The organism is Sphingosinicella humi, from assembly GCF_003129465.1.
Taxonomy (GTDB): Bacteria; Pseudomonadota; Alphaproteobacteria; order Sphingomonadales; family Sphingomonadaceae; genus Allosphingosinicella; species Allosphingosinicella humi.
Genome location: NZ_QFFF01000001.1, coordinates 951813 through 972500, shown reverse-complemented (window position 1 = coordinate 972500; position 20688 = coordinate 951813). Strand labels below are relative to the sequence as shown.

Here is a 20688-nt window from a genome sequence, read left to right as displayed (position 1 = left end):
TGCTTAAGCAGTGGAAGAGTAGGTCGTCGCCAGGCTTTGCGGCCGGCGCATCAGGAAAACCCATTCACATGTCATCACGATTTCGATCGCGTCGAGCGAGGCTCCGTGGATCTAGCGTTGGCTTGGCGCGGGGTGGAGCAGCCCGGTAGCTCGTCAGGCTCATAACCTGAAGGTCGTAGGTTCAAATCCTACCCCCGCAACCAACGCAACAGCATAAAGGCCGTCCCTCAGGGCGGCCTTTTTTTGTGCCAACGCGGGTCGCGGTCGCGATCTGCCTTCCGTCCAGGGGGCAGAAATCCGCCCCTTTTACTCTGGGAACGCGGCTTTAGGTCGCATTGTACGCCCGTCATTGCGAGACGGGAGCGGCGGGGGGCGCTGGTATATCTATTTGATATGTAGCGACGATCTCGTAAGAGATGGCTTGCGGAGGCGTTTTCCTCTTGCGAGGGGTGGGGTCTAACATGGCTGGGTGGCTGGTAGCTGTAGCTGTCGCGGCGCTCGCGCAGGCGGGCGTCCAGGCGGAGTCGCCCGTTGCCCCCGCCGCTCCGATCGATGATCTGCCTGCGCCGGTGCGCGATCCCCTCCGCATCGATCTGGCCGCGGACCCGGTGCTGGCCCTGGGTCGGGAGCCGGCCGCCAATCCCGACTTCACGACCCTGGTCCAGCGCGCCGTCGAGCGCCACCCGCGCGTCGATGAGGCGCTGGCCGGCGTGGTCGAGGCGGAGGCGGCTGAGGACGAGGCCCGTTCGACGCTGTTCCCAACCATCGATCTGGACCTCAGCTCGCAGCGCTCCCTCGCGCGCGAGTTCGACAACGATCCCGACAACATCATCGAGCGTTCCCGCTCGCGTGAGCGGACGGATCTGCTGCTCAGCGCCCAGCAGACGCTGTGGGATTTCGGCGCGACGGCCAACCGCATCGCCGCCGCCGGAGCCCGGCTCCGCGCCGCGGCCCTCGAGGCGGAGGCCTCGGCGGACCAGGTGGCGTTGAACGCGATCGCGGCCTGGTATGACGTGTTCGCCTATCGGGCGCTGGTGGCGCTGAGCGAGGCCTTCGTTCTCAACCAGCGTGACCTCAGAAGCGCGATCGAGATGCGGATCAAACAGGGCGTCTCGGCGCCGGGCGATCTGCCGCGCGTCGAAAGCTATATCGCGACCGCCGAGGCCGATCTGGCCCGCTACCGGCGCCAGCTCGCCAACGCCGAGGCTCGTTTCGAGGAAATGTTCGGAGTCCCCGCCCCGTCCGGGCTGGACCGTGCGCCGGCGTTCGAAATTCCGACGACGAGCAAGGATGCGGCGCAGTTCCTGGCCCGGACGACGGCGCCGGTGGAAGGCGCCGAGGCCCTCGCCCGTGCGGCGCGGCGGGAGGCCCGGGCGGCGCGTGCGTCGACCCTGCCCAGCGTCGCCGTCGGCCTGGATGCCGGCAAATATGGCCTCTCCAGCCGCGACTATGACGTTCGCGGCAGGGCGACGGTGCGCTACCGCTTCCTTGGGCCCGGCGATGCGCGTGCCGACCAAGCCGAGGCGCGGGCGAACGCCGCCGAAGCGAGCGCCGCCCGCGTCCGCAGCGAGGCGGAGCGTGAGGCCGCGATCGCCTGGTCCGACGTGGTCGCGCTGGAAGAGCAGCTTGCCGCGCTCGAGAAGAGCTATGTCGCCAGCCGCCAGTCGCGCGACGTGCTGGCCGAGCGTTTCCGCGTCGCCCGCGGCACCTTGTTCGACCTTCTCGAATCCGAGAGCGGCTATTTCAACGTCGCCGCCAGCTACATCCGCGCCGTCACCGAACTCGATGCGGCCCGCTACGTGCTCCTGTCCCGCACCGGCCGGCTACTGCCGGCCCTCGACATCGATCCGCCCACACCGGAGTGGCAATGAGCGACGATACCCTGATCGAGATCCCCAGGCCGCGCTTCGCGCCCTGGCTGCTGGAGCCGATGCTACGCAATAAGGGCATTTATATGCGCGTCGCGGTGGCGGCCGTGATGATCAACATCTTCGCGCTGGTCACCTCCATCTTCACCATGGTCGTCTACGACCGCGTGCTGCCGAACAATGCGACCGCGTCGCTGATCGCCCTGTCGATCGGCCTCGGCATCGTCATCCTGTTCGATTTCGCGCTGAAGACGGTGCGCGCCTATTTCGTCGACGTCGCCGGCGCCCGCATCGATCGCGAGGTGGGCGAGACGGTCTTCGCCCAGCTGCTCGCCATCCGGCTCGACCAGAAGAGGGGCTCGACCGGTGCCCTCGCCGGCGTCGTCCGGGAACTGGAGACACTGCGCGATTTCTTCGCCTCGGCAACGCTTACCGCGATCGTCGATGTGCCGTTCGTGCTCATCACCCTCGCGGTCATCGCCATGATCGGCGGCCCGGTCGTGTTCGTTCCGATGGTGATGATCCCGCTGGTCGTGCTCGTGGGCCTTCTGACCCAGCCGGCGATGGACCGGCTCTCGGCCCAGTCGATGGGCCAGGGCCTGCTCAAGCAGACGGTGCTGGTCGAGACGATCGGCGGCCTGGAGACGGTGAAGACATCGGGCGCCGCGCCGATCCTCACCCGGCGCTGGCACGGCGCCATCGAAGAGCATAGCGCGATCAGCCTCAAGCAGCGGCTCATCGCCAATATCGGCGTCACCATCGCCGGCTCGGCGCAGATGATATCCTATGCCGGGGTCGTCATCGTCGGCGTCGGCCTCATTGCCGACCAGACGCTGACGATGGGCGGTCTTATCGCCTGCTCGATCCTTGCCGGGCGTGCGGTCGCCCCGCTGGGGCAGATCGCAACCCTCCTGTCGCGCATGACGGCGACGCGCACCGCCTATCGCCAGTTGGACGGCCTCATGAACACGCCGACCGAAGGGCCGAGCGGCGAGCCTCTGGTGTTGGGCGCCACGGAAGGGCGGATCGAGTTTCGCAACGTTCATTTCCGCTATCCCGGCGCCTCCGAAAAGGCGCTGGACGGCGTCAGCTTCACGATCGAGCCGGGCGAGCATGTCGCGCTTCTCGGGCGGGTCGGGTCGGGCAAGTCTACGATCGCGAAGATGATCCTGGGCCTTTACGAGCCAGAGGAAGGCCTGATCCTGCTGGACGGGACCGACATCCGCCAGCTCGACCCAATCAGCCTGCGCCGCAAGATCGGCAGCGCCATGCAAGAATCCCTGCTGCTCTCCGGTTCGGTGCGGGAGAATATCGTGCTCGGCCGGGCCGACATGGACGATGAGGAGATGATCCGTGCGGCGGAGCTTTCCGGCACCCATCAGTTCATGGGCCAGATCGCCAACGGCTACGATCGGAAGCTCGCCGACCGCGGCGAGGGTCTCTCCGGTGGGCAGCGTCAGTCGATCGCCATTGCCCGGGCACTGGCGGGCCGTCCTTCGGTGCTGGTCTTCGACGAGCCCTCCAGCGCGATGGACAATCAGACCGAGAGCGGCCTGCTCGACCGGCTGAGCAAGGAGCTGGAGGACCGAACCTTCCTCGTCATCACCCACCGCACGCCTTTCCTCCGCCTCGTCAGCCGGGTCCTGATCCTCGATCAGGGGCGGATCATTGCCGACGGCCCGCGTGATCAGATCCTGGCGAAGCTCAACCGTCCGAAGGTCGCGGCAGTATGAACGACATGAACCACAGCACGCTCGAAGACTATATCGACAAGGTGCGCCCCGCGACGGCGTCCAACCTGCTGCTGTGGATGATCGGCGGCTTCGTGCTGGTCTTCATCATCTGGGCGTCGCTGACCGAGCTCGACCGCACGGTGAGCGGGCAGGGACGCGTCATCCCGAGTTCCCAGCTGCAGGTCGTCTCCAATTTGGAAGGCGGTGTCGTCGAAGCCATTCTCGCGAGCACCGGCGATCTGGTGAAACGCGGCGCGGCGCTCGTCCGGCTGGACCAGACGGCGACCGGCTCGGAATATTCGAGCAACCGGTCGCAATTCGAGGCGCTGCGCGCCAAGATCGCCCGGCTCGAGGCGGAAGTGGCCGGGCGATCGCCGAGCTTTCCATCCGCCACCAGCCCGAGCATGGCGGAACAGATCGCCATCGAACGGTCCCTCCACCTGTCGCGAATGGCAGACCTCAGCAGCCTGCTCGGTGCAGCGCGCGCGCGCGTCACCCAGGCGGAGCGCAGCGTTGCCGAGGCCGAGGCGGCGCTCGCCTCGCGGCGGTCGGCGCTCACCGCCGCCCAGACCGAGCTCAATCTGATCCGTCCGCTGGTCGACCGCGGCATCGAGCCGCGCCTGTCGCTCGTCCAGGCCGAAAACGCCGCCGCCATCGCGTCGAGCGACGTCGCCGCCGCGGCCGCCGCCGTGACGCGCGCGCAGTCGTTGGTGGCTGAGGCGCGGGCGAGCCTCGTCCAGCAGCGTCAGGACTGGCGCTCGAGGGCGGCACAGGAACTGGCCGCCGCCCAGGCGGAAATGGTGGCCCTTCGCCGCACGCTCCCCGCGCTTTCGGAGCGGGTGGAGCGGACCATCGTGCGCTCCCCGTTGGACGGGCGCGTCAATCGTGTGCTCGTCACCACCGTCGGCGGCACCGTCGCGCCGGGCGCACCCCTCGTCGAGATCGTGCCGAGCGAGGAAAACCTCCTGGTCGAAGTCAAAATCCGTCCCTCCGACATCGCCTGGGTACGCATGGAGCAGGACGCGAAGATCAATATCACCGCCTATGACTCCTCGGTTTATGGCGCGCTGGAGGGGAAGGTCGTGGCGATCTCGCCCGACGCTACGATCAACGAGCAGACCGGCGAGAGCTTCTACACGGTGCGCGTGGCGACGAACGACAAGCTCCTCGACAAGGACGGCCGGCCCCTCGAGATCGGTCCCGGGATGATCGCCGACGTCAGCCTGCTCGGCGACAAGCGCACGATCATGTCCTACATTCTCTCCCCGCTCACCAAGCTCGGCCAATCCGCGCTGCGCGAACAATGACCGTCACGGCAGTCGCCGTCGTCCGAACGGGCCTCGCGCGGGCTATTAGGCAGGCGCTATTCCGAGAAACCGTATTTGCTGGCGAGTTCCTCGCGAGTGAAGATCCGCTTTTCGGCTTCTGGTCCGTGGTAGTTTCCGGTTTCCAGGCGATAAACGCCCGGACGAATTTCGCGGTACCAAGAACCATCTATGGCGGCCCTGCTCTTTCGGAAGGCCAGATAGTCATCGAGCGTTCGGAATCGCTCGTTCAGCGGCACGATATTGTTGTTCACCGGCTTCTCCGGCCCATCATCGGCAGGCTTGTAAGCCGCATCCGAGGGTTCCCCGCTTGCTTTCAAGGGAGCCGCGCAAGCCGGCGTGGCCAAGCTGATCGCGGCGATTAGCACCCAATATTCGGCCGCCTCGCGCAATTACACACCCTCCAAACAGCCCCACACTGGTACACGCGATTGCGGTTTCCCGCAAAAGCATTTGCAACTCTTTGTAAACCGTGATCATTTCGGAGCCCTGTCGCGAGTCGCGACGGCCAAATAACAAATATGGTCAGGAAGAGGGGCTAATCGATGCAGCAGAGAAATTGGGAAGATTTCGTGCAGTTCGATGCGAACGGACGCATCATCGAACATGAGGCAAACGCGAACATCGACATAACCGAGTATCTGGCCGACGCGCCCAGCCCGATCGCAACCCACACCCCTGGCTCGGCAGGAAGTCCCGACGACACGAAGTCAGGCGAGCTGCTGGACAGCGAGCTTTTCGACCTCCACGCGTTCAATCTCACCGCGGGCGTGACCTATACCTTCGCTCAGCGGGGTGCGGGTGCCGACGGTCTCGAAGACCCGTATATGCTTCTCTACGGGCCTGGATTGACCAATGAGAGCTACATCACCGAGGACGACGACGGCGGTCTCGGCCGCACCTCGATGATCACCTATACGCCGACTGTCGACGGCACCTATTATGTTCTCGCCTCGTCCTGGTATCATCTCGCCACCGATCAGGCGGACCCCGGCAGCAGCTACACGCTCGACGTTTGGCAGGCGAATCCGGCGAACGACGTCGACGACACGTTCGAGGGTGCCATGGATATCGGTCTGGGCACCACCTTCGGACAGCTGGAAGCTCCCAATGATTTCGACATGTACAAGATCGAGATGACCGAAGGCATGGTCTACTCGTTCACCTATGCCGGCGGTATTTCCGGCGGTGGCGATTTCGATGGTGAGCCGGGCGAGAATATCGCCTTCCTCGACCTGTTCGACGCCAATGGGAATCCGATCACCTATACGGTCAATTATGAGACCGGCCTCAGCTTTTTCGCCGAGGAAAGCGGCACCTATTATCTGCAGGTGTCGCCATATGACGCCTATGTGAATCTCCCCTTCGATCCGATGACCGGCGGCTACACGCTGGACGTCGCGGAGGTCGATCCCGCGACCCGCGATCCGCTCGAATCGCTGGTCTGGGACAGCGCGAACAATGTCCCGTTCGTCGATACCGATGGCGATGGCGTGGGCGACACCGCTTACGTCTATTTCGCTCCGGCCGGCGAGAATTTCGGCGAGTTCGAGCCGGACGATGAAACGCCGATGGCGACCTTCGGCTGGGAGGATTTCCAGATCGAAGGCGTGATGAACGCGCTCGAGGAGTATGAGGACATCCTCGGCGTCAATTACGAGATCACGACCGATGTGGAGCAGGCAACCTTCCGCATGCTCACCACGGAGAACCTGGCGTACGGCGCTCGCTTCTACCCGCAGGACCCGGCCTATGGCAGTCAACAGGGCATCGGCACCTTCAACGTGATCAGCGGCCTGTTCACCGAGCCGGGCAGCCTGGAGCGCGGCGGCTTCTCCTATGCCGTTGTCCTGCATGAGTTCGGCCACGCCCATGGCATCGCGCACCCGCACGACACGGGCGGCGGATCGGAGGTGATGCTCGGCGTCACCGCCTCTACCGGCTCTCTCGGCGTCTACGACCTCAACCAGGGCGTCTACACGGTCATGTCCTACAATGACGGGTGGGCCACGCATCCGGACGGCGAGCGGGACTTCAGCCGCGCCACCTATGAATCGGGCTGGTCGGCGACGCTCGGTGCCTTCGATATCGCGGTGCTGCAGCAGCGCTACGGCATCATCAACCCGCATAATACGGGCGACGATGTCTACACGCTGGCGGGCTCCCAGGACGAAGCCTTCTATCAGACGATCTGGGATACCGGCGGAACCGACACGATCGCCTACAGCGGCGATCAGGCTGTGCAGATCGACCTGCTCGCCGCCACTCTCGACTATACGCCGACGGGCGGTGGTGTCGTCTCGTTCGTCCACGGCATCCACGGCGGCTACACCATCGCGAACGGCGTGGTCATCGAGAATGCCACCGGCGGCGAGGGCGATGACGTCCTGCTGGGCAACGATGCCGCCAACGTCCTCACCGGCAATCTGGGCGACGACGTGCTCATCGGTCGCGATGGCGCGGATAGCCTCCTTGGAGGCGATGGCGCGGACAGCTTGGACGGCGGCGCCGGCAACGATCTCCTCGTTGGCGGTAACGACGGGGACATCCTGCGCGGCGGCGACGACGCCGACCGTCTGGATGGCGGCAACGCCAGCGATCTCCTCGAAGGCGGCGCCGGCGATGACATTCTCCAGGGCGGCAACGACATCGACTATCTGATGGGCGGTGCCGACAACGACACGCTCGAAGGCGGCAATGGGGCCGACGTGCTGGATGGCGGCGCCGGCGACGATGTCCTTATCGGCGGCAAGGGCGAGGACAGCTATGTCTTTGGCGATGCCGGCACTGACATCATCCTCGGCTATGAGAAGGGCGAGACGATCGACCTCACGGCGTTCGTCGGTATCACCGATGCCGATGTGACGGTCACGCGGGATTCGATCTTCGTTGACCTGGCCGGTAGCGACGACCTCACGATCTTCATCGAGGGCGGCGCGGTGCGGATGCAGGACATCCTCTTCGCTCCGGCCGACACGATCAGCGCCAGCAACGACATGCACGCGCAATACATGATCGCCTAAAAGCGAAGCGACGCTTCAAACTCAGGGAAGGCGCTCCGGCAAACCGGGGCGCCTTTCTTATTCCCCTTTGGCACACTCTATGGAGTGGCGACGGGAAACCGCAGCAGCTTGTCGGCCACCGGCACGAGCGCCTCGGCTTGGCTGCCCACGGCGCGAACGATTTCCGGGTGGCCGGCATCGAGCCCGCCCGTCAGCGATCCGAAGGCGGGGAGGATGAGCTTGCGCGCCGTGGCGACGAAGCAGCGCCGGGAAACCTGCCGGCCACGCCGGGTGATGCGCAGCTTGGGGTGGAAATGGCCCGACAGTTCCGGCCTCGGCTCGCCGGGATCGGCTTCGTGCCGGAGCAGCAGACCGTCGACCTCGGCTTCCCGGACGATCGCGCCGCCGCAATGGTCGGCGAAACCGGGATCGTGATTGCCGGTGATCCAGGTCCAGCGGGTCGACGCGGTAAGCGCCGTCAGCATCTCGCGCGCCCGGCGGGGCAGGCGGTCGCATCCCTCGCGATCGTGGAAGCTGTCGCCCAGGCACCATATCTCGCGCGCGTCGAATTCCGCCGCCAGCGCCGTCAGGTCGGAAAGGGTGGCGATCGAATCGTAAGGCGGCAGCATCTGCCCCAGCCGCGCGAACCAACTCGCCTTCTCGAGGTGCAGGTCCGCGACCAGCAGCGCCCGGCGAGCCGGCCAGAAGAGCGCGCCCCGGCCGAGCGCAACGAATTCGGCGCCGCAGAACGAAAAGGGAACCATCGCCTCCGCTATAACGGAGACGCCGCTCCGTTCAAGCGGTGTCAGACCTGCGTTTCGGAAGGTGCAGCCGTGCTTTCGACCGGATTGTCCTGGCGCGCCTCGCTGTCGGGGGGCACGGTCGCCCAGAAGAGGATGGCCCCGGCGACGAAGCCCTGCGCCACTAGCGCGAGCGGATTTTGAAGCTTCTGCTTGATCGTCATTGCCGTACTCCGGTCCTTGAGACCGCCTTCTTCTGTGCCCCGATATGAATGTCTGCTTGTCCCCACCTAAACGCAGGCTGAATCGAGAGCGAGCGCCGTTAGACGAAGGTGCCGGAGAAGTCGACGAAGCCGCATTTGGGGCGGCGAGACGATCGGTTCAACCCTTGTGGCGCCTGGCGACTATGCCGGGGCGTGGAAGGAGCCGCTCGCCCGGCTCAACTCCGCGTGATGTCGATCCCGACCGATCGGGCGAAGATGCGGGCCAATTTCCTTTCATGATCGGTGAGGTCCTCGCCATGGATGCGGGGGCGGCGGAACCGCTCCGGCGCCTTGGCCGAGGGTTTGGCGACATGAACCAGCACTTCGCTTTCGTCGATGCTGTGGTGAAATTCGAGGCCCAGCCGCCCGGGGGCGGTCCAGGCGACGCGGGCGGAAACGATCGTGTCGCCGCGCACGAAAACCACCTCATCGCCGACGGCAAGCGGTTCGGAGCATTCGACCAGGGCGCCCTTGCACGACAGATCCCGCAGCCGCGCGCCGACTTCGCCTGCACCGGTCCGCAGCCGGGCCGTCAGCAGCACGCGCGCGCGCTTTATGCGGCGCTTGCCGGCCTGCGGCATGTCGGTCAACGCGTTCACGCCCATCGTCTCCTTCATTCCTTCGTCTCGAACCTCGATGGAGGGTTAGCCTCGCCCGCCTAAATAGAAGTAAACGGGACCTTGCGGGTGATCGCCGTTGACGCCACGCGGGCGGCCATTATGGCGCCGGACATGCGCTTTTTCTCCGACAATGCCGCCGCCGCCTGCCCCGAAGCGCTGGCCGCGCTTCAGGAGGCCAATCGCCTCGACACCGCCTATGACGGCGACGCCTGGAGCGCGCGGCTGGACGATGCCTTTTCCGATCTGTTCGAAACGAGAGTGCGCGCGCTCTGGGTGGCGACCGGCACCGCGGCCAATTCGCTGGCCTTGGCGGCGCTCTGCCCGCCGCACGGCAGCATCGTCTGCCACCGCGACGCGCATATCCAGAACGACGAATGCGGCGCGCCTGAATTCTACACCCATGGCGCCAAGCTGCTGCTCGGCGAGGGCGAAGGGGCAAAGCTGACCCCGGATGCGGTCGCGGCGCTGCTGGCGACGGTCCGGAACGACGTCCACCAGGTCCAGCCGCATGCGGTCTCGATCACCAACGCCACCGAATATGGCCTCGTCTACACGCCGGACGAGGTGGCGGCGCTGGGGCGGCTCTGCAAGGAGCGCGGGCTCGACTTGCACATGGACGGCGCTCGTTTCGCCAACGCGGTGGCGCGGCTGGACTGTTCGCCCGCACAGCTGACGTGGCGCGCGGGCGTCGACGCGCTGAGCTTCGGCTTCGTCAAGAATGGCGGCCTGTCGGCCGAGGCGCTCATCTTCTTCGACGCGGCCCTTGCCGATGCGACCCTCTACCGCCGCAAGCGGGCTGGGCATCTGTTGTCCAAGGGCCGCTATCTCGCCGCGCAGATCCTCGCCATGCTGAAGGACGATGTGTGGCTGAGGAACGCCCGTGCGGCCAACGCCGCCGCGGCCCGGCTCGCCGAAGCGGCGGCGGGGCGGCTGGTGCTGCCGGTCGAGGCCAATGAGGTCTTCCTCAAGGTCTCGCCGGAGGAAGCGGCGGCGCTGCGGGCGCAAGGCTTCGACTTCTACGACTGGGGCCCGGGCGAGGCGCGGCTGGTGACGAGCTGGGACAGCCACCCCGCCCATGTCGAGGCTCTGGCGGAGGCGATCGGGCGCTTGTGACCGACCACGACCGCGCGTTCCTTCAGCCGCGCGTCCTCATTCCGTTCATCATCATCACCCTGATCTGGGGTTCGACCTGGATCGTCATCAAGGACCAGCTGGGGACGGTGCCGGCCCCCTGGTCGGTCACCTACCGCTTCATCATCGCCGGCGCGGCGATGTTCCTGTACGCCCGGCTGACGGGAGCCTCGCTCCGCATCGGCCGCGAGGGCCACGCCCTGGCGGCGATCTTCGGCCTCCCGCAATTCTTCCTCAACTTCAACTTCGTCTATGCCGCCGAGCAGCACATCACCTCGGGCCTCGTCGCGGTCGTGTTCGCGCTGTTGCTGGTTCCGAATAGTGCCTTCGCCTGGCTGTTCCTGAAGCACCCCATCTCCCGCCGCTTCCTCGTCGGGTCTGCCATCGCTACCCTCGGCGTCGGCCTGCTTTTCGTGCAGGAGATGCGGGCGAGCGTGGCGGCGCCGGCCGAGGTGCTGCTCGGGATCGGGCTGACGCTCCTGGCGGTGCTCTCCGCATCCACCGCGAACATCATGCAGGCGACGGCAAGGCTGCGCGCCCGGCCGATCGCCAGCATGCTGGCCTGGGGCATGTTCTATGGAGTCATCGCCAACGCCGCGGTCGCCTGGACCGGCTACGGCCCGCCGGTAGTCGAATATCGGCTCGGCTACTGGCTTGGCGTCATCTATCTCGGCCTGTTCGCCTCCGCCCTCGCCTTCACCTTCTATTTCTCCATCATCCGCGCCATCGGACCGGGACGGGCGGCCTATTCGAGCTTGCTCGTCCCGATCATCGCGATGACCTTCTCCACCGTCTTCGAAGGCTATGGCTGGTCGGCGCTGGCGGTGGCGGGGGGTATCCTGGCACTTGTCGGTCTTTTCATTGCCTTGAGAGCGCGCCGGACTGCCTGAACGTCTGGGCCGCATTGCGCCCGGCACCCGCGAAGCCTAGATTCAGCGGATGCTCGACGCCATGAAAACCACCGCTACGCCCGCCGCCGTTCTTCGAGAGGCTTATCGGGAGCCCGACTGGCTGGTGCCGGAGATCGCACTGGAATTCGCGCTGGGGCCCGACCGGACCGTGGTGCGCGCGACGCTTCGCGTGGAGCGGAACGGGGGGCATCGGGAGCCGCTGAGACTCGATGGCGAGGATCTTGCCCTAGTGGGCGTTCGAGTCGACGGCCGGCCGGCGGAGCATCGCTATGCCGATGGGGTGCTGAGCATCCCCCTCGGTGGCGACACGGCGGAGGTGGAGACCGTCGTCGAGATCTCGCCCAACTCGAACAGCCAGCTGATGGGGCTCTACGAATCGGGCGGTATCCTCTGCACCCAATGCGAGGCCGAGGGTTTCCGGCGGATAACCTTCTTTCCCGACCGGCCGGACGTACTCAGCAGCTACAAAGTCAGGATGACGGCCGACAAGGCTCGCTATCCGGTCCTGCTCGCCAACGGCGATCCGGTGGCAGCCGGCGACGCCGGAGAGGGCCGGCACTGGGCGGAATGGCACGACCCCTTCCCCAAGCCCTGTTATCTGTTCGCGCTGGTGGCGGGCGACCTCGTCGCCAATCGCGACCAGTTCGTCACGGCCGGCGGCAAGACCGTCGAGCTCGGCATCTGGGTGCGCGAAGGCGACCTTGCCAAGACCGAGCATGCCATGGCGTCGCTGAAGGCGGCGATGGCCTGGGACGAGCGGGTCTATGGCCGCGAATATGATCTGGGCGTGTTCAACATCGTTGCCGTCTCCGACTTCAACTTCGGCGCGATGGAGAATAAGGGCCTCAACATCTTCAATTCGCGCTACATCCTCGCCGATCCCGACACGGCGACGGATGCCGATTACGACGCCATCGCCGGCGTCGTCGCGCATGAATATTTCCACAATTGGTCGGGCAACCGGGTCACCTGCCGTGACTGGTTCCAGCTTTCCCTGAAGGAAGGCTTCACCGTCTTCCGCGACCAGCAATTCTCGGCCGACCAGGGCTCGCCGGCGGTCAAGCGGATCGAGGATGTGCGGGTGCTCCGCGCCGCGCAGTTTCCCGAGGATGCGGGGCCGCTCGCCCATCCGGTGCGGCCGGAAAGCTATATCGAGATTTCGAACTTCTACACGGCGACCGTCTACAATAAGGGCGCCGAGCTCATCCGCATGATCCACACTATCCTGGGCCCCGACAAATTCCGGGCGGGCTCCGACCTCTATTTCGAGCGGCACGATGGCGAGGCCGCCACGTGCGAGGATTTCGTCGCCGCGATGGAGGATGCGAGCGGCTGCGACCTCAGCCAGTTCCGCCTTTGGTACAGCCAGGCCGGGACCCCGCGGGTGCGTGCCGACCTGACTCACCATGCCGGTGACGGGCGCGCGCATCTGGAGCTGGCGCAGGAATTGCCGTCTACTCCGGGACAGGATCAGAAGAAGCCGATGCCGATCCCGCTCAAGGTCGCCTTGTTCGGCGAACTTACCGGGGAGAAATATGCCGATCGGCTGGTCGTTCTGGAGGAGACGGCGCAGGAGATCGTCTTCGAAGGCATTGGCGAGCGGCCGATCCTGTCGATCAATCGGGATTTCTCGGCGCCGGTCGTCATCGAGAGCGGCCGCAGCGCCGATGACCTCGCCTTCCTCTCCGCCCAAGACGACAATCCGTTCGCCCGCTACGAGGCGATGCAGCAGCTGATGCTCGACACGCTCGTCGCCGCGGTGGCCGGCGGCAAAGCCGACCACGCGGCCGTGATCGAGGCGGTGCGGCGCACGCTCGAGGACGAGCGCCTCGATGCCGCCTTCGTCGCCGAGGCGGTGCTGTTGCCCACCGAGGCCTTCATCGGCGACCAGATGCTCGTGGTCGATCCCGAGGCGATCCATGCCGCGCGCGAGGCGCTGCGGACCGACCTCGGCCAGGAGCTGGAGCCGCTGTGGCGGAGCGCCTATGCCTCGACCGCCGCCAATCGCTTCGAGACCTCCCCTTCGGCCAAGGGCGCCCGACGCCTGCGCACAGTGGCGCTCGGCTATCTGATGGCCGCCGGTGCGGAGGACGCTGCGGCGTTGGCGCTGGCCCAGTTCGAGGGCGCCGACAATATGACCGACCGGCAAGGGGCGCTCGGCATGCTTTCGAACAGCGATGCCGCCGAGCGCGACCGCGCGCTGGACGCCTTCTATGCCCGTTATCGAAGCAATGCGCTGGTGCTCGACAAATGGTTCTCGGTCCAGGCGCTGTCGACAAGGGACGACACGGCCGAAGCCGTCGAGCGGCTGGCGAAGCACCCCGACTTCACCCTCGCCAATCCCAATCGGATGCGGGCCCTGGTCGGGGCTTTCGCCGCCAACCAGCGTGCGTTCCACCAGACCGACGGGCGCGGGTATCGGTTCCTCGCCGAGATGATCCTGGCCGTCGACAAGCTGAATCCGCAAACGGCGGCCCGTCTTGTCCCACCCCTCGGCCGCTGGCGGCGCTTCGACGAGGCCCGGGCCGCGCTGATGCAGGCGGAGCTGAGGCGCGTCGTCGAGACCAAGGGCCTCTCCAAGGACGTATTCGAGCAGGCATCGAAGAGCCTCGGCTGATCCTGCGCCCGAGCCTGGGCGATCCTTTGCTCCCCTTCCGGCGTTGGTCGGGGCGAAGGAGAGATGATGCCGCCGGATTTCGCCGCCCTGTTCGGGATTGCCGCAGCCGGCGGGCTGGCGTCGCCGATCGGTGGGGCGATCGCCGTGTGGAAGCGCCCGACGACCTTGCTGCTGTCCATTGCGGTCGGCTTCGCGGCGGGCGTGCTGCTCGCGACCTTCGCCTTCGAAATGCTGCCCAAGGCGGTGGCGACCGCGTCGCTGGCGCTCGCTGTTGCCGGCTTCGCCCTTGGCTTCGCGCTGCTCTACTTCCTTGACCTCTTCGTCCACCGGGGCGCCAGCGCTGGGCCCGATGCCGAGCAGCGGTCATGGGTGGTGTGCCGGCGTCGACAGCGACAGGCACGGGGCGACGAGGTGACCGTGCTCGCGGGCGGCACCAGCGCCGAGGAGCTGATCGAAGGGATCGTCATCGGTGTCAGCGCGGCGACCGCCCCGTCGCTCGGCTTCATGGTCGGCCTCGCCATCGTCATCGACAATGTCAGCGAGTCGCTCAGCATCGGCGAACTGATCCGCAAGGACGAGAAGCCGGGGGCGGCCTGGCGGATCTTCAAATGGACGGGCCTGATCGGCATCGCGCTGTTCGGTTCCGCGCTGGCCGGCTGGTTCCTGCTCAAGGGCCTTTCGCCCGAGATTTTGGGCTTTCTGCTGGCGGCAGGGGCGGGCGGGATGTTCTATCTCACCGTCACGGATCTGGTGCCGCAGGCGCAGCGGCACCATTTCGATCAGTCGGCCGGCGTGGCGACGGCGGCCGGCTTCCTCACCATCTTCGCCCTGTCGAACCTGGTCTGAGGCTCAACCCCCGATCCAGGCAGCGACGTCCGTCGCGACCTGGTTGGCCGCCTGGTTGAGCGCGGTGCCGACCGCCGCCGTCTCGACCACGGCGACCGGCACCCGCGCCTCGAAACGGCGCGTCTCGACCCGGTCGGCGCCGCGGGCGAGGGCGGCGTCGTAGAGGACGATCGCCTCCATCGAGTCGCTGTCGACGCCGAAACTCTGGAGCTGACCGGTGAGGCGGATGCCTGGATCGAAGGAGAATTGCCGTGGGTCGAGGACGACCCGGCCGGTGCGAGCGGCGATCGTCTCGGAGAGGAGACGGCCGAAAAGGGCGTTCGGAGTGTCCACCCACTGCGCGTCCTTCACATAGGCGATCGCCGTGCCGTTCGAAACGACCGGCACGCGGGCCGTTGCCAGTGCCTGGGGCACGGTCGGCGTGACGACCGTGATCGCCTCGCCCGCGGCGGCGGTGCGGCTGGTCGCGGCCGGCACCGTCGCGGCAGAGGTGAGCGTCAGGAGATAGGGCGGCGGCTCGGAGCCGAAACTGATGCAGCCGGAGAGGACGAACAGGCCAAGGGCGGCAAGCTTATTTCTCATTAGCGAGGCTCATAGTCTGGAAGCTCCTGTCCACCGATGATCGACCCAGCGCCCTGGCGATCAACCTTTCGGGTGACCGAGCGCAGCGCCTCGGACGTGGCGCGCAGGTCGCGGACCAATTGGCCGATCTCGGGCAAGGTCTGGTTGGAGAAGGCCTGCACGCCCGGACGAGCGTCCGACAGGACGGCGTCTAGATTCTTCATGCTCTGCTCCGCCGCCTGGACGGTCTGCTGGAGGTCGTTGATCAGCGGCTGCGCGTCGTCCGACAGCAGCCGGTCCGTCGTACTGGCGAGCTTGCCGAATTCCTCGGCCGCCGCTCCGGCCTGGCGAATGGCGACGCGCGCCTCGGCAAGGGTGGCGGCGATCTCGGGCCCGCGCTCGGCGAGCGAGCCGCTGATCTCCTCCATATTGTCGAGGATGGCCGCGATCGACTCCTGGTTGCGGTCGGCCAGCAACTCGGTAAGCCGCTCGGTGAGCGTCGTCACGCGTTGCAGCAGCTCCGGCGCGCTGTTGAGCAGCTGGCCGAGCGCTCCCGGCTTGGTTGGGATGACGGGCACGCCATAGGGACCTTCGCCCTGGATCGGCGGGGCGCCGGCCGGAGCCGGATCGAGCTGAATCTGCGAGACGCCGGTGAAGCCGACGCCTTCCACGGTGGCGGTCGTGCCTTCCAGGATGGGCGTGTCCTCTCGGACGGCGATGCGGACACGAACGAATTCCGGATTCGTACGGTCGAGGTTGATCGAGGCGACCTGCCCGACGGGCACGCCGTTGAAGCTCACGCCCGATCCCCTCGCCAGGCCGTCCACGCCTTGCTTGAAGAAGATGTCATATTCCTTGTTGTCCTCGCCCGACACCTGGGTCAGCCAGATGATGAAGCCGAGCAGGGCGACGATGAGGGCGAGCACGACGCCGCCAACAAGGATGTGGTTGGAACGATTCTCCATCAGCCCTCAGCGCTCTCCATCCCCGCCGCGTCCGCCGCCCTCTCGGCCGCGCGACCCCGGGGGCCTCTGAAATAGTCCTGTATCCACTCATGGTCCAAAGCCAAGAGTTCGTCGATCGTTCCGACCGCGACCACCTTCCTGTCCGCCAGCACCGCGACCCGGTCGCAGATGGCGTAGAGCGTGTCCAGGTCGTGGGTGATGAGGAAGACGGTGAGGCCGAGCGCGTCGCGCAACTCGCAGATGAGCTCGTCGAAGCCGGCCGCGCCAATCGGGTCGAGGCCCGCCGTGGGTTCGTCGAGGAACAGGAGCTGGGGATCGAGGGCGAGGGCGCGGGCGATGCCGGCCCGCTTCTTCATGCCGCCGGAGAGCTCGGACGGATATTTCGGCCCCGCATCGGGCGACAGGCCGCTCATCACGATCTTGTAGGATGCGATCTCGTCGAGCAGCTTCTCGCCGACATTGGGGTAATATTCGCGGATCGGCACCTGGACATTCTCGGCCACCGTCAGGGTCGAGAAGAGCGCGCCCCCTTGGAAGAGGACCCCCCAGCGCCGGCGGACGTCCTTCGTTTCCTCTTCGCTCCGGCCGATCATCGACTCGCCAAACACGGTGATCTCACCCTCATCCGGCGTCTGGAGGCCGATGATCGAACGCATCAGCACCGACTTGCCGGTGCCCGAGCCCCCGACCACACCCAATATCTCGCCGCGGCGAACGTCGAGGTCGAGATCCTCGTGCACGACCTGCTCGCCGAAGCTGTTCCTCAGCCCGCGAACCTGGATGATGGTCTCGCCGCGCCCGTTCATACCCAGCCGATTTCGGTGAAGAAGACGGCGAAGAAGGCGTCGAGCACGATGACGAGGAAGATGCCCTGGACGACGGCGGTGGTGGTGCGAAGCCCGACTTCCTCGGCATTGCCCTCGACCTGGAGCCCCTGGAAGCAGCCGGCCATGGCGATGATCAACCCGAAGACCGGCGCCTTGATGAGGCCGGAGAGGACGTCCGTCAGCGGCACGACCTCGCGGATGCGCTGGACGTAGGTCACGGGCGGGATGTCGAGCGAGATCCAGCACAGGAGGCCGCCGCCGATGATCGCGACGATCGAGGCGTAGAAGCCGAGCAGCGGCATCAGCAGCACGGTCGCGAGCACGCGGGGGAAGACCAGGGCCTCCATCGGCGAGACGCCGATCGTGCGCATCGCGTCGACCTCCTCGGCAAGCTTCATCGATCCGAGTTGGGCGGCGAAGGCGCTGCCGGAGCGGCCGGCAACCATGATCGCCGTCATCAGCACGCCCAGCTCGCGGAAGGTGAGGCGGCCGATGAGGTTGATGGTGAAGACCTCCGCCCCGAACTGGCGAAGCTGCACCGCACCCTGCTGGGCGATGACGATGCCGACGAGGAAGCTCATCAGGCCGATGATGCCGAGGGCATGGACGCCCACCACCTCGAAGCGTTGTACGACCGCGTTGAAGCGAAAGCGGGTCGGATGCCTGATGATGTTCCAGGTCGCGATGAGCAGCCCGCCGAAAAAGGCGAGGAGGCCGAGCAGGCTTTGGAGAGCGATGGTTGTCGATTCACCGACCTGGCCCAGGACGCGGTAGAGCGGCGGCGTCCGGTCGGGCCGCATCTTGACCTGCTTGTCGGAGGCGGCGACCTGCTGGAGGAGCAGCGTCTGGTCCTCGTCCGCTCCGACGACTTCGGCGCCCTGGTCGCGCACCAGCCGGTGGATCAGCCAGGCGCCTACCGTGTCCATTCGCTCGACCTGGGAAACGTCCGCCACCAGCCGTTCGGCGCGTACCTCCTCAAGCCGCTCGGGCAGGTCGCCGATGCGGGCCAAGGTCAGCCGTCCGGAGAAGCGGAGGTGGCAGGCGCCGTTCTCGTCGGTCCGGCTGAAATCGGCGGCTGCGGCATTCATGCGGCGGGACGATGCTTCATTTCGGGGGCAGCGGCAAGCACCGGCAAGGGAGTGGACAAGCCCTACGCACTGTGCTTGCGCGAGGTTCCATGAAGCAAGCGCTCGCCATCTACGACATGGACCGCACGATCACGCGTCGGGCTACCTATACGCCGTTCCTCATTCACGCGGCGTGGCGGCTGGCGCCGTGGCGGCTCGTCCTGCTGCCGTTCGTGCTTCTGTCGATGGTCGCCTATGGGTTGAAGCTCATCGACCGGGCGCGTCTCAAGGAAATCAACTACCGCCTGCTGATCGGCGGCGCGACCGACCCTAAGCGGCTGGAGCCGGTCATCCAGAGTTTCGCCGACCATCAGATCGCGACCAACATCCTTCCCGGCGCCAGGGCCAGCCTCGCCGCCGATCGGGAGGCCGGTCGCCGCATCGTCATGGCGACGGCCTCCTATCGCCTCTACGCCGGCGCCATCGCGGAACGGCTCGGCATCCGCGACGTCATCGCCACCGAGACCCGGCTCGACGCCAAGGGACGCATCATCGCCCGCATCGAGGGCAGCAACTGCTATGGCGACGCCAAGCTCGCCATGATCGAGCAGTGGCTGGAGCGCGAAGGCCTCACCCGCGAGGCCGTCCACATCCGCTTCTATTCCGATCATGTCTCGGATTCGGTCGTCCATCACTGGTCCGACGAACCCGTTGCCACCAACGCTCACGACCGCCTGATCAAGGTCGCCAAGGCGGAAGGCTGGGAAGTGCTGGACTGGAGCAGGTGAGAAGGAACGAAAGCAGTCAACGGAGCCGTCATTGCGAGGAGCATAGCGATGAAGCAATCCAGTAGCGCCGAGGCCCGACTGGATTGCTTCGCTCCGCTCGCAATGACGGCGGACTCTAGATCGCGCTTAGCGCCTGGTCGAAATCCGCGACGAGGTCGTCGGCGTCCTCGACCCCGATGGAGATGCGGACCAGGTTGTCGGTGATGTTGAGCGCCTTCTTGCGCTCGTCCGGCACCGACAAATGCGTCATCGCGGCCGGCGCGCTCGCCAAGGTTTCGGTGCCGCCGAGGCTCACGGCCAGCTTGGCGATCTTGAGCGCGTCGAGGAAGGCGAAGGCCTCGCGCTCCCCGCCCTTCAGGTAGAGCGAGAAGGTGGAGCCGGCGCCGGTGCAGTGGCGCTTGTAGATGTCCGCCTGGCGGTCGTCCTTCAGGAAGCCGAGGTAGCCGACGCTCTCGACCTTGGGATGATCGCGGAGAAAGGCGCAGACCTTGGCGGCATTCTCGCCGGCGCGGGTCATACGCAGCTCCAAGGTCTCCAGGCTGCGCAGCAGCATCCAGGCGGTGTGGGGATCGGTGATGGTGCCGATCGTGTTGCGCATAGCCCGTATCTGGTCGAGCAGCGCCTTCTTGCCGACGATGCCGCCGGCGACGAGGTCGCTATGGCCGCCGGCATATTTGGTGAGGGAATAGACGCTGAGATCCGCGCCATGCTCCAGCGGCTTCGACCAGAGGGGGCCGAGGAAGGTGTTGTCGATGGCGATCGGCGGCGCCGGCGTGTCGCCGTCGAACAGGGCGGCGCGCGCGGCGGCGACGGCCTGCACGTCGACCAGCTGGTTGGTCGGGTTGGCCGGGCTTTCGAGATAGATGAGCGCGACGCGGCCGAGGTCCTTGGCGCGTTCGATCACGCTCTCGATCTCCTCGCGGGTGGCGCCGGCGGGGAAGTCGAGCCACTGGACGCCGAAGCGGCCGAGAATGCGGGCGATCAGCGTCTCGGTCGCGGCGTAGAGCGGGCCCGAATGGACGATCACGTCGCCGGGCTGGACGAAGGTCAGCAAAAGCGTGGCGATGGCGGACATGCCGCTCGAGAAGGTCAACGCCTCCTCCGCATCCTCCCAGACGCTGAGGCGATCCTCGAGTATCTCCTGGTCCGGGCCGTTGAAGCGCGAATAGACGAGGCCCTCGGCGCCGCCGGGACGCTTGCCGGTGACGCCCTCGAAGTGGCGCTTGCCGGCCGCGGCGCTCTCGAACACGAAGGTAGAGGTGAGGAAGATCGGCGGCTTCAGCGACCCTTCCGACAGCGCCGGATCGAAGCCATGGCCCATCATCAGGGTGGAGGGCTTCAATTTGCGTCCGCCGATCTCCAGCACGTCGGCCTTGGGCCGGCGGCGGGGGGTGGTGCCGCTGATATCGTTCTCGTCCTGCACG

Annotated in this window: 18 protein-coding genes, 1 tRNA gene and 1 rRNA gene (1 of these 20 cut by a window edge); 11 read left to right on the top strand and 9 right to left on the bottom strand. The window is 66.4% G+C overall.

The features are described from left to right. From rrf to DF286_RS04785, 5 genes are all read left to right on the top strand, one after another. Window positions 1–35: ribosomal RNA gene (rrf, locus tag DF286_RS04805) — 5S ribosomal RNA — on the top strand; it begins 80 nt to the left of the window's first position. A gap of 91 nt (window positions 36–126) precedes the next feature. Beyond that, window positions 127–203, top strand: a tRNA-Met gene (locus DF286_RS04800). 258 nt (window positions 204–461) lie between these two features. Then, window positions 462–1871, top strand: coding sequence for a TolC family protein (locus DF286_RS04795; RefSeq protein WP_158274633.1), 1410 nt, complete (start codon window positions 462–464; stop codon window positions 1869–1871). Further along, complete coding sequence (locus DF286_RS04790; RefSeq protein WP_109270396.1) at window positions 1868–3601, top strand: type I secretion system permease/ATPase; 1734 nt, start codon at window positions 1868–1870, stop codon at window positions 3599–3601. The genes DF286_RS04795 and DF286_RS04790 overlap by 4 nt, the downstream gene beginning before the upstream one ends. Window positions 3602–3606: 5 nt before the next feature. Then, window positions 3607–4908 carry an HlyD family type I secretion periplasmic adaptor subunit gene (locus tag DF286_RS04785; protein ID WP_109272023.1) on the top strand — a complete coding sequence of 434 codons (1302 nt, stop codon included), beginning with the start codon at window positions 3607–3609 and terminating at the stop codon, window positions 4906–4908. A gap of 56 nt (window positions 4909–4964) precedes the next feature. On the opposite strand, the gene DF286_RS04780 is transcribed toward DF286_RS04785, so the two are convergent. Next, a complete protein-coding gene (locus tag DF286_RS04780) occupies window positions 4965–5318 on the bottom strand; it encodes a hypothetical protein (protein WP_109270395.1) in 354 nt (117 codons plus the stop codon). 153 nt (window positions 5319–5471) lie between these two features. On the opposite strand from DF286_RS04780, the gene DF286_RS04775 reads away from it, so the two are divergent. Next, a complete protein-coding gene (locus DF286_RS04775) occupies window positions 5472–7949 on the top strand; it encodes a M10 family metallopeptidase C-terminal domain-containing protein (protein ID WP_109270394.1) in 2478 nt (825 codons plus the stop codon). A gap of 77 nt (window positions 7950–8026) precedes the next feature. On the opposite strand, the gene pdeM is transcribed toward DF286_RS04775, so the two are convergent. From pdeM to DF286_RS04765, 3 genes are all read right to left on the bottom strand, one after another. Beyond that, entirely contained in the window at window positions 8027–8692 is a 666-nt protein-coding gene (gene pdeM, locus DF286_RS04770; protein WP_109270393.1) for a ligase-associated DNA damage response endonuclease PdeM, read from the bottom strand. Between the two features lie 41 nt (window positions 8693–8733). After that, entirely contained in the window at window positions 8734–8892 is a 159-nt protein-coding gene (locus DF286_RS15100; RefSeq protein ID WP_158274632.1) for a hypothetical protein, read from the bottom strand. Window positions 8893–9107: 215 nt separating this feature from the next. Continuing rightward, window positions 9108–9530: a PilZ domain-containing protein gene (locus DF286_RS04765; RefSeq protein ID WP_158274631.1), complete on the bottom strand. Its 423-nt coding sequence runs from the start codon at window positions 9528–9530 to the stop codon at window positions 9108–9110. Between the two features lie 132 nt (window positions 9531–9662). Here DF286_RS04765 and DF286_RS04760 point away from each other — a divergent pair, with 132 nt between their 5' ends. The 4 genes from DF286_RS04760 (at window position 9663) to DF286_RS04745 (ending at window position 15056) form a co-directional block, all read left to right on the top strand. Beyond that, entirely contained in the window at window positions 9663–10664 is a 1002-nt protein-coding gene (locus DF286_RS04760; protein ID WP_109272022.1) for a threonine aldolase family protein, read from the top strand. Further along, window positions 10661–11572: a DMT family transporter gene (locus DF286_RS04755; protein WP_109270391.1), complete on the top strand. Its 912-nt coding sequence runs from the start codon at window positions 10661–10663 to the stop codon at window positions 11570–11572. The genes DF286_RS04760 and DF286_RS04755 overlap by 4 nt, the downstream gene beginning before the upstream one ends. A gap of 49 nt (window positions 11573–11621) precedes the next feature. Continuing rightward, on the top strand, window positions 11622–14210 hold the full coding sequence (gene pepN / locus DF286_RS04750; protein ID WP_109270390.1) for an aminopeptidase N: 2589 nt from the start codon (window positions 11622–11624) through the stop codon (window positions 14208–14210). Window positions 14211–14276: 66 nt separating this feature from the next. Then, window positions 14277–15056, top strand: a complete 780-nt coding sequence (locus DF286_RS04745; protein WP_109272021.1) for a ZIP family metal transporter — start codon at window positions 14277–14279, stop codon at window positions 15054–15056. Between the two features lie 3 nt (window positions 15057–15059). On the opposite strand, the gene DF286_RS04740 is transcribed toward DF286_RS04745, so the two are convergent. Genes DF286_RS04740 through DF286_RS04725 form a run of 4 tightly spaced genes read right to left on the bottom strand, consistent with a single transcriptional unit; the run spans window position 15060 to window position 18497 of the window. Further along, window positions 15060–15638, bottom strand: coding sequence for an ABC-type transport auxiliary lipoprotein family protein (locus tag DF286_RS04740; RefSeq protein WP_109270389.1), 579 nt, complete (start codon window positions 15636–15638; stop codon window positions 15060–15062). After that, the gene (locus tag DF286_RS04735) at window positions 15638–16582 is read right to left on the bottom strand and encodes an MlaD family protein (protein ID WP_109270388.1); all 945 of its coding nucleotides are present in this window, start codon (window positions 16580–16582) and stop codon (window positions 15638–15640) included. The genes DF286_RS04740 and DF286_RS04735 overlap by 1 nt, the downstream gene beginning before the upstream one ends. Beyond that, on the bottom strand, window positions 16582–17388 hold the full coding sequence (locus DF286_RS04730; protein ID WP_109270387.1) for an ABC transporter ATP-binding protein: 807 nt from the start codon (window positions 17386–17388) through the stop codon (window positions 16582–16584). The genes DF286_RS04735 and DF286_RS04730 overlap by 1 nt, the downstream gene beginning before the upstream one ends. Then, complete coding sequence (locus DF286_RS04725) at window positions 17385–18497, bottom strand: MlaE family lipid ABC transporter permease subunit (RefSeq protein WP_109270386.1); 1113 nt, start codon at window positions 18495–18497, stop codon at window positions 17385–17387. The genes DF286_RS04730 and DF286_RS04725 overlap by 4 nt, the downstream gene beginning before the upstream one ends. 89 nt (window positions 18498–18586) lie before the next feature. On the opposite strand from DF286_RS04725, the gene DF286_RS04720 reads away from it, so the two are divergent. After that, window positions 18587–19264 carry an HAD family hydrolase gene (locus DF286_RS04720; protein ID WP_109270385.1) on the top strand — a complete coding sequence of 226 codons (678 nt, stop codon included), beginning with the start codon at window positions 18587–18589 and terminating at the stop codon, window positions 19262–19264. A gap of 115 nt (window positions 19265–19379) precedes the next feature. Here DF286_RS04720 and DF286_RS04715 read toward each other — a convergent pair whose 3' ends face one another. Further along, a complete protein-coding gene (locus tag DF286_RS04715; protein WP_109270384.1) occupies window positions 19380–20687 on the bottom strand; it encodes a cystathionine gamma-synthase family protein in 1308 nt (435 codons plus the stop codon). Window position 20688 lies beyond the last annotated feature (1 nt).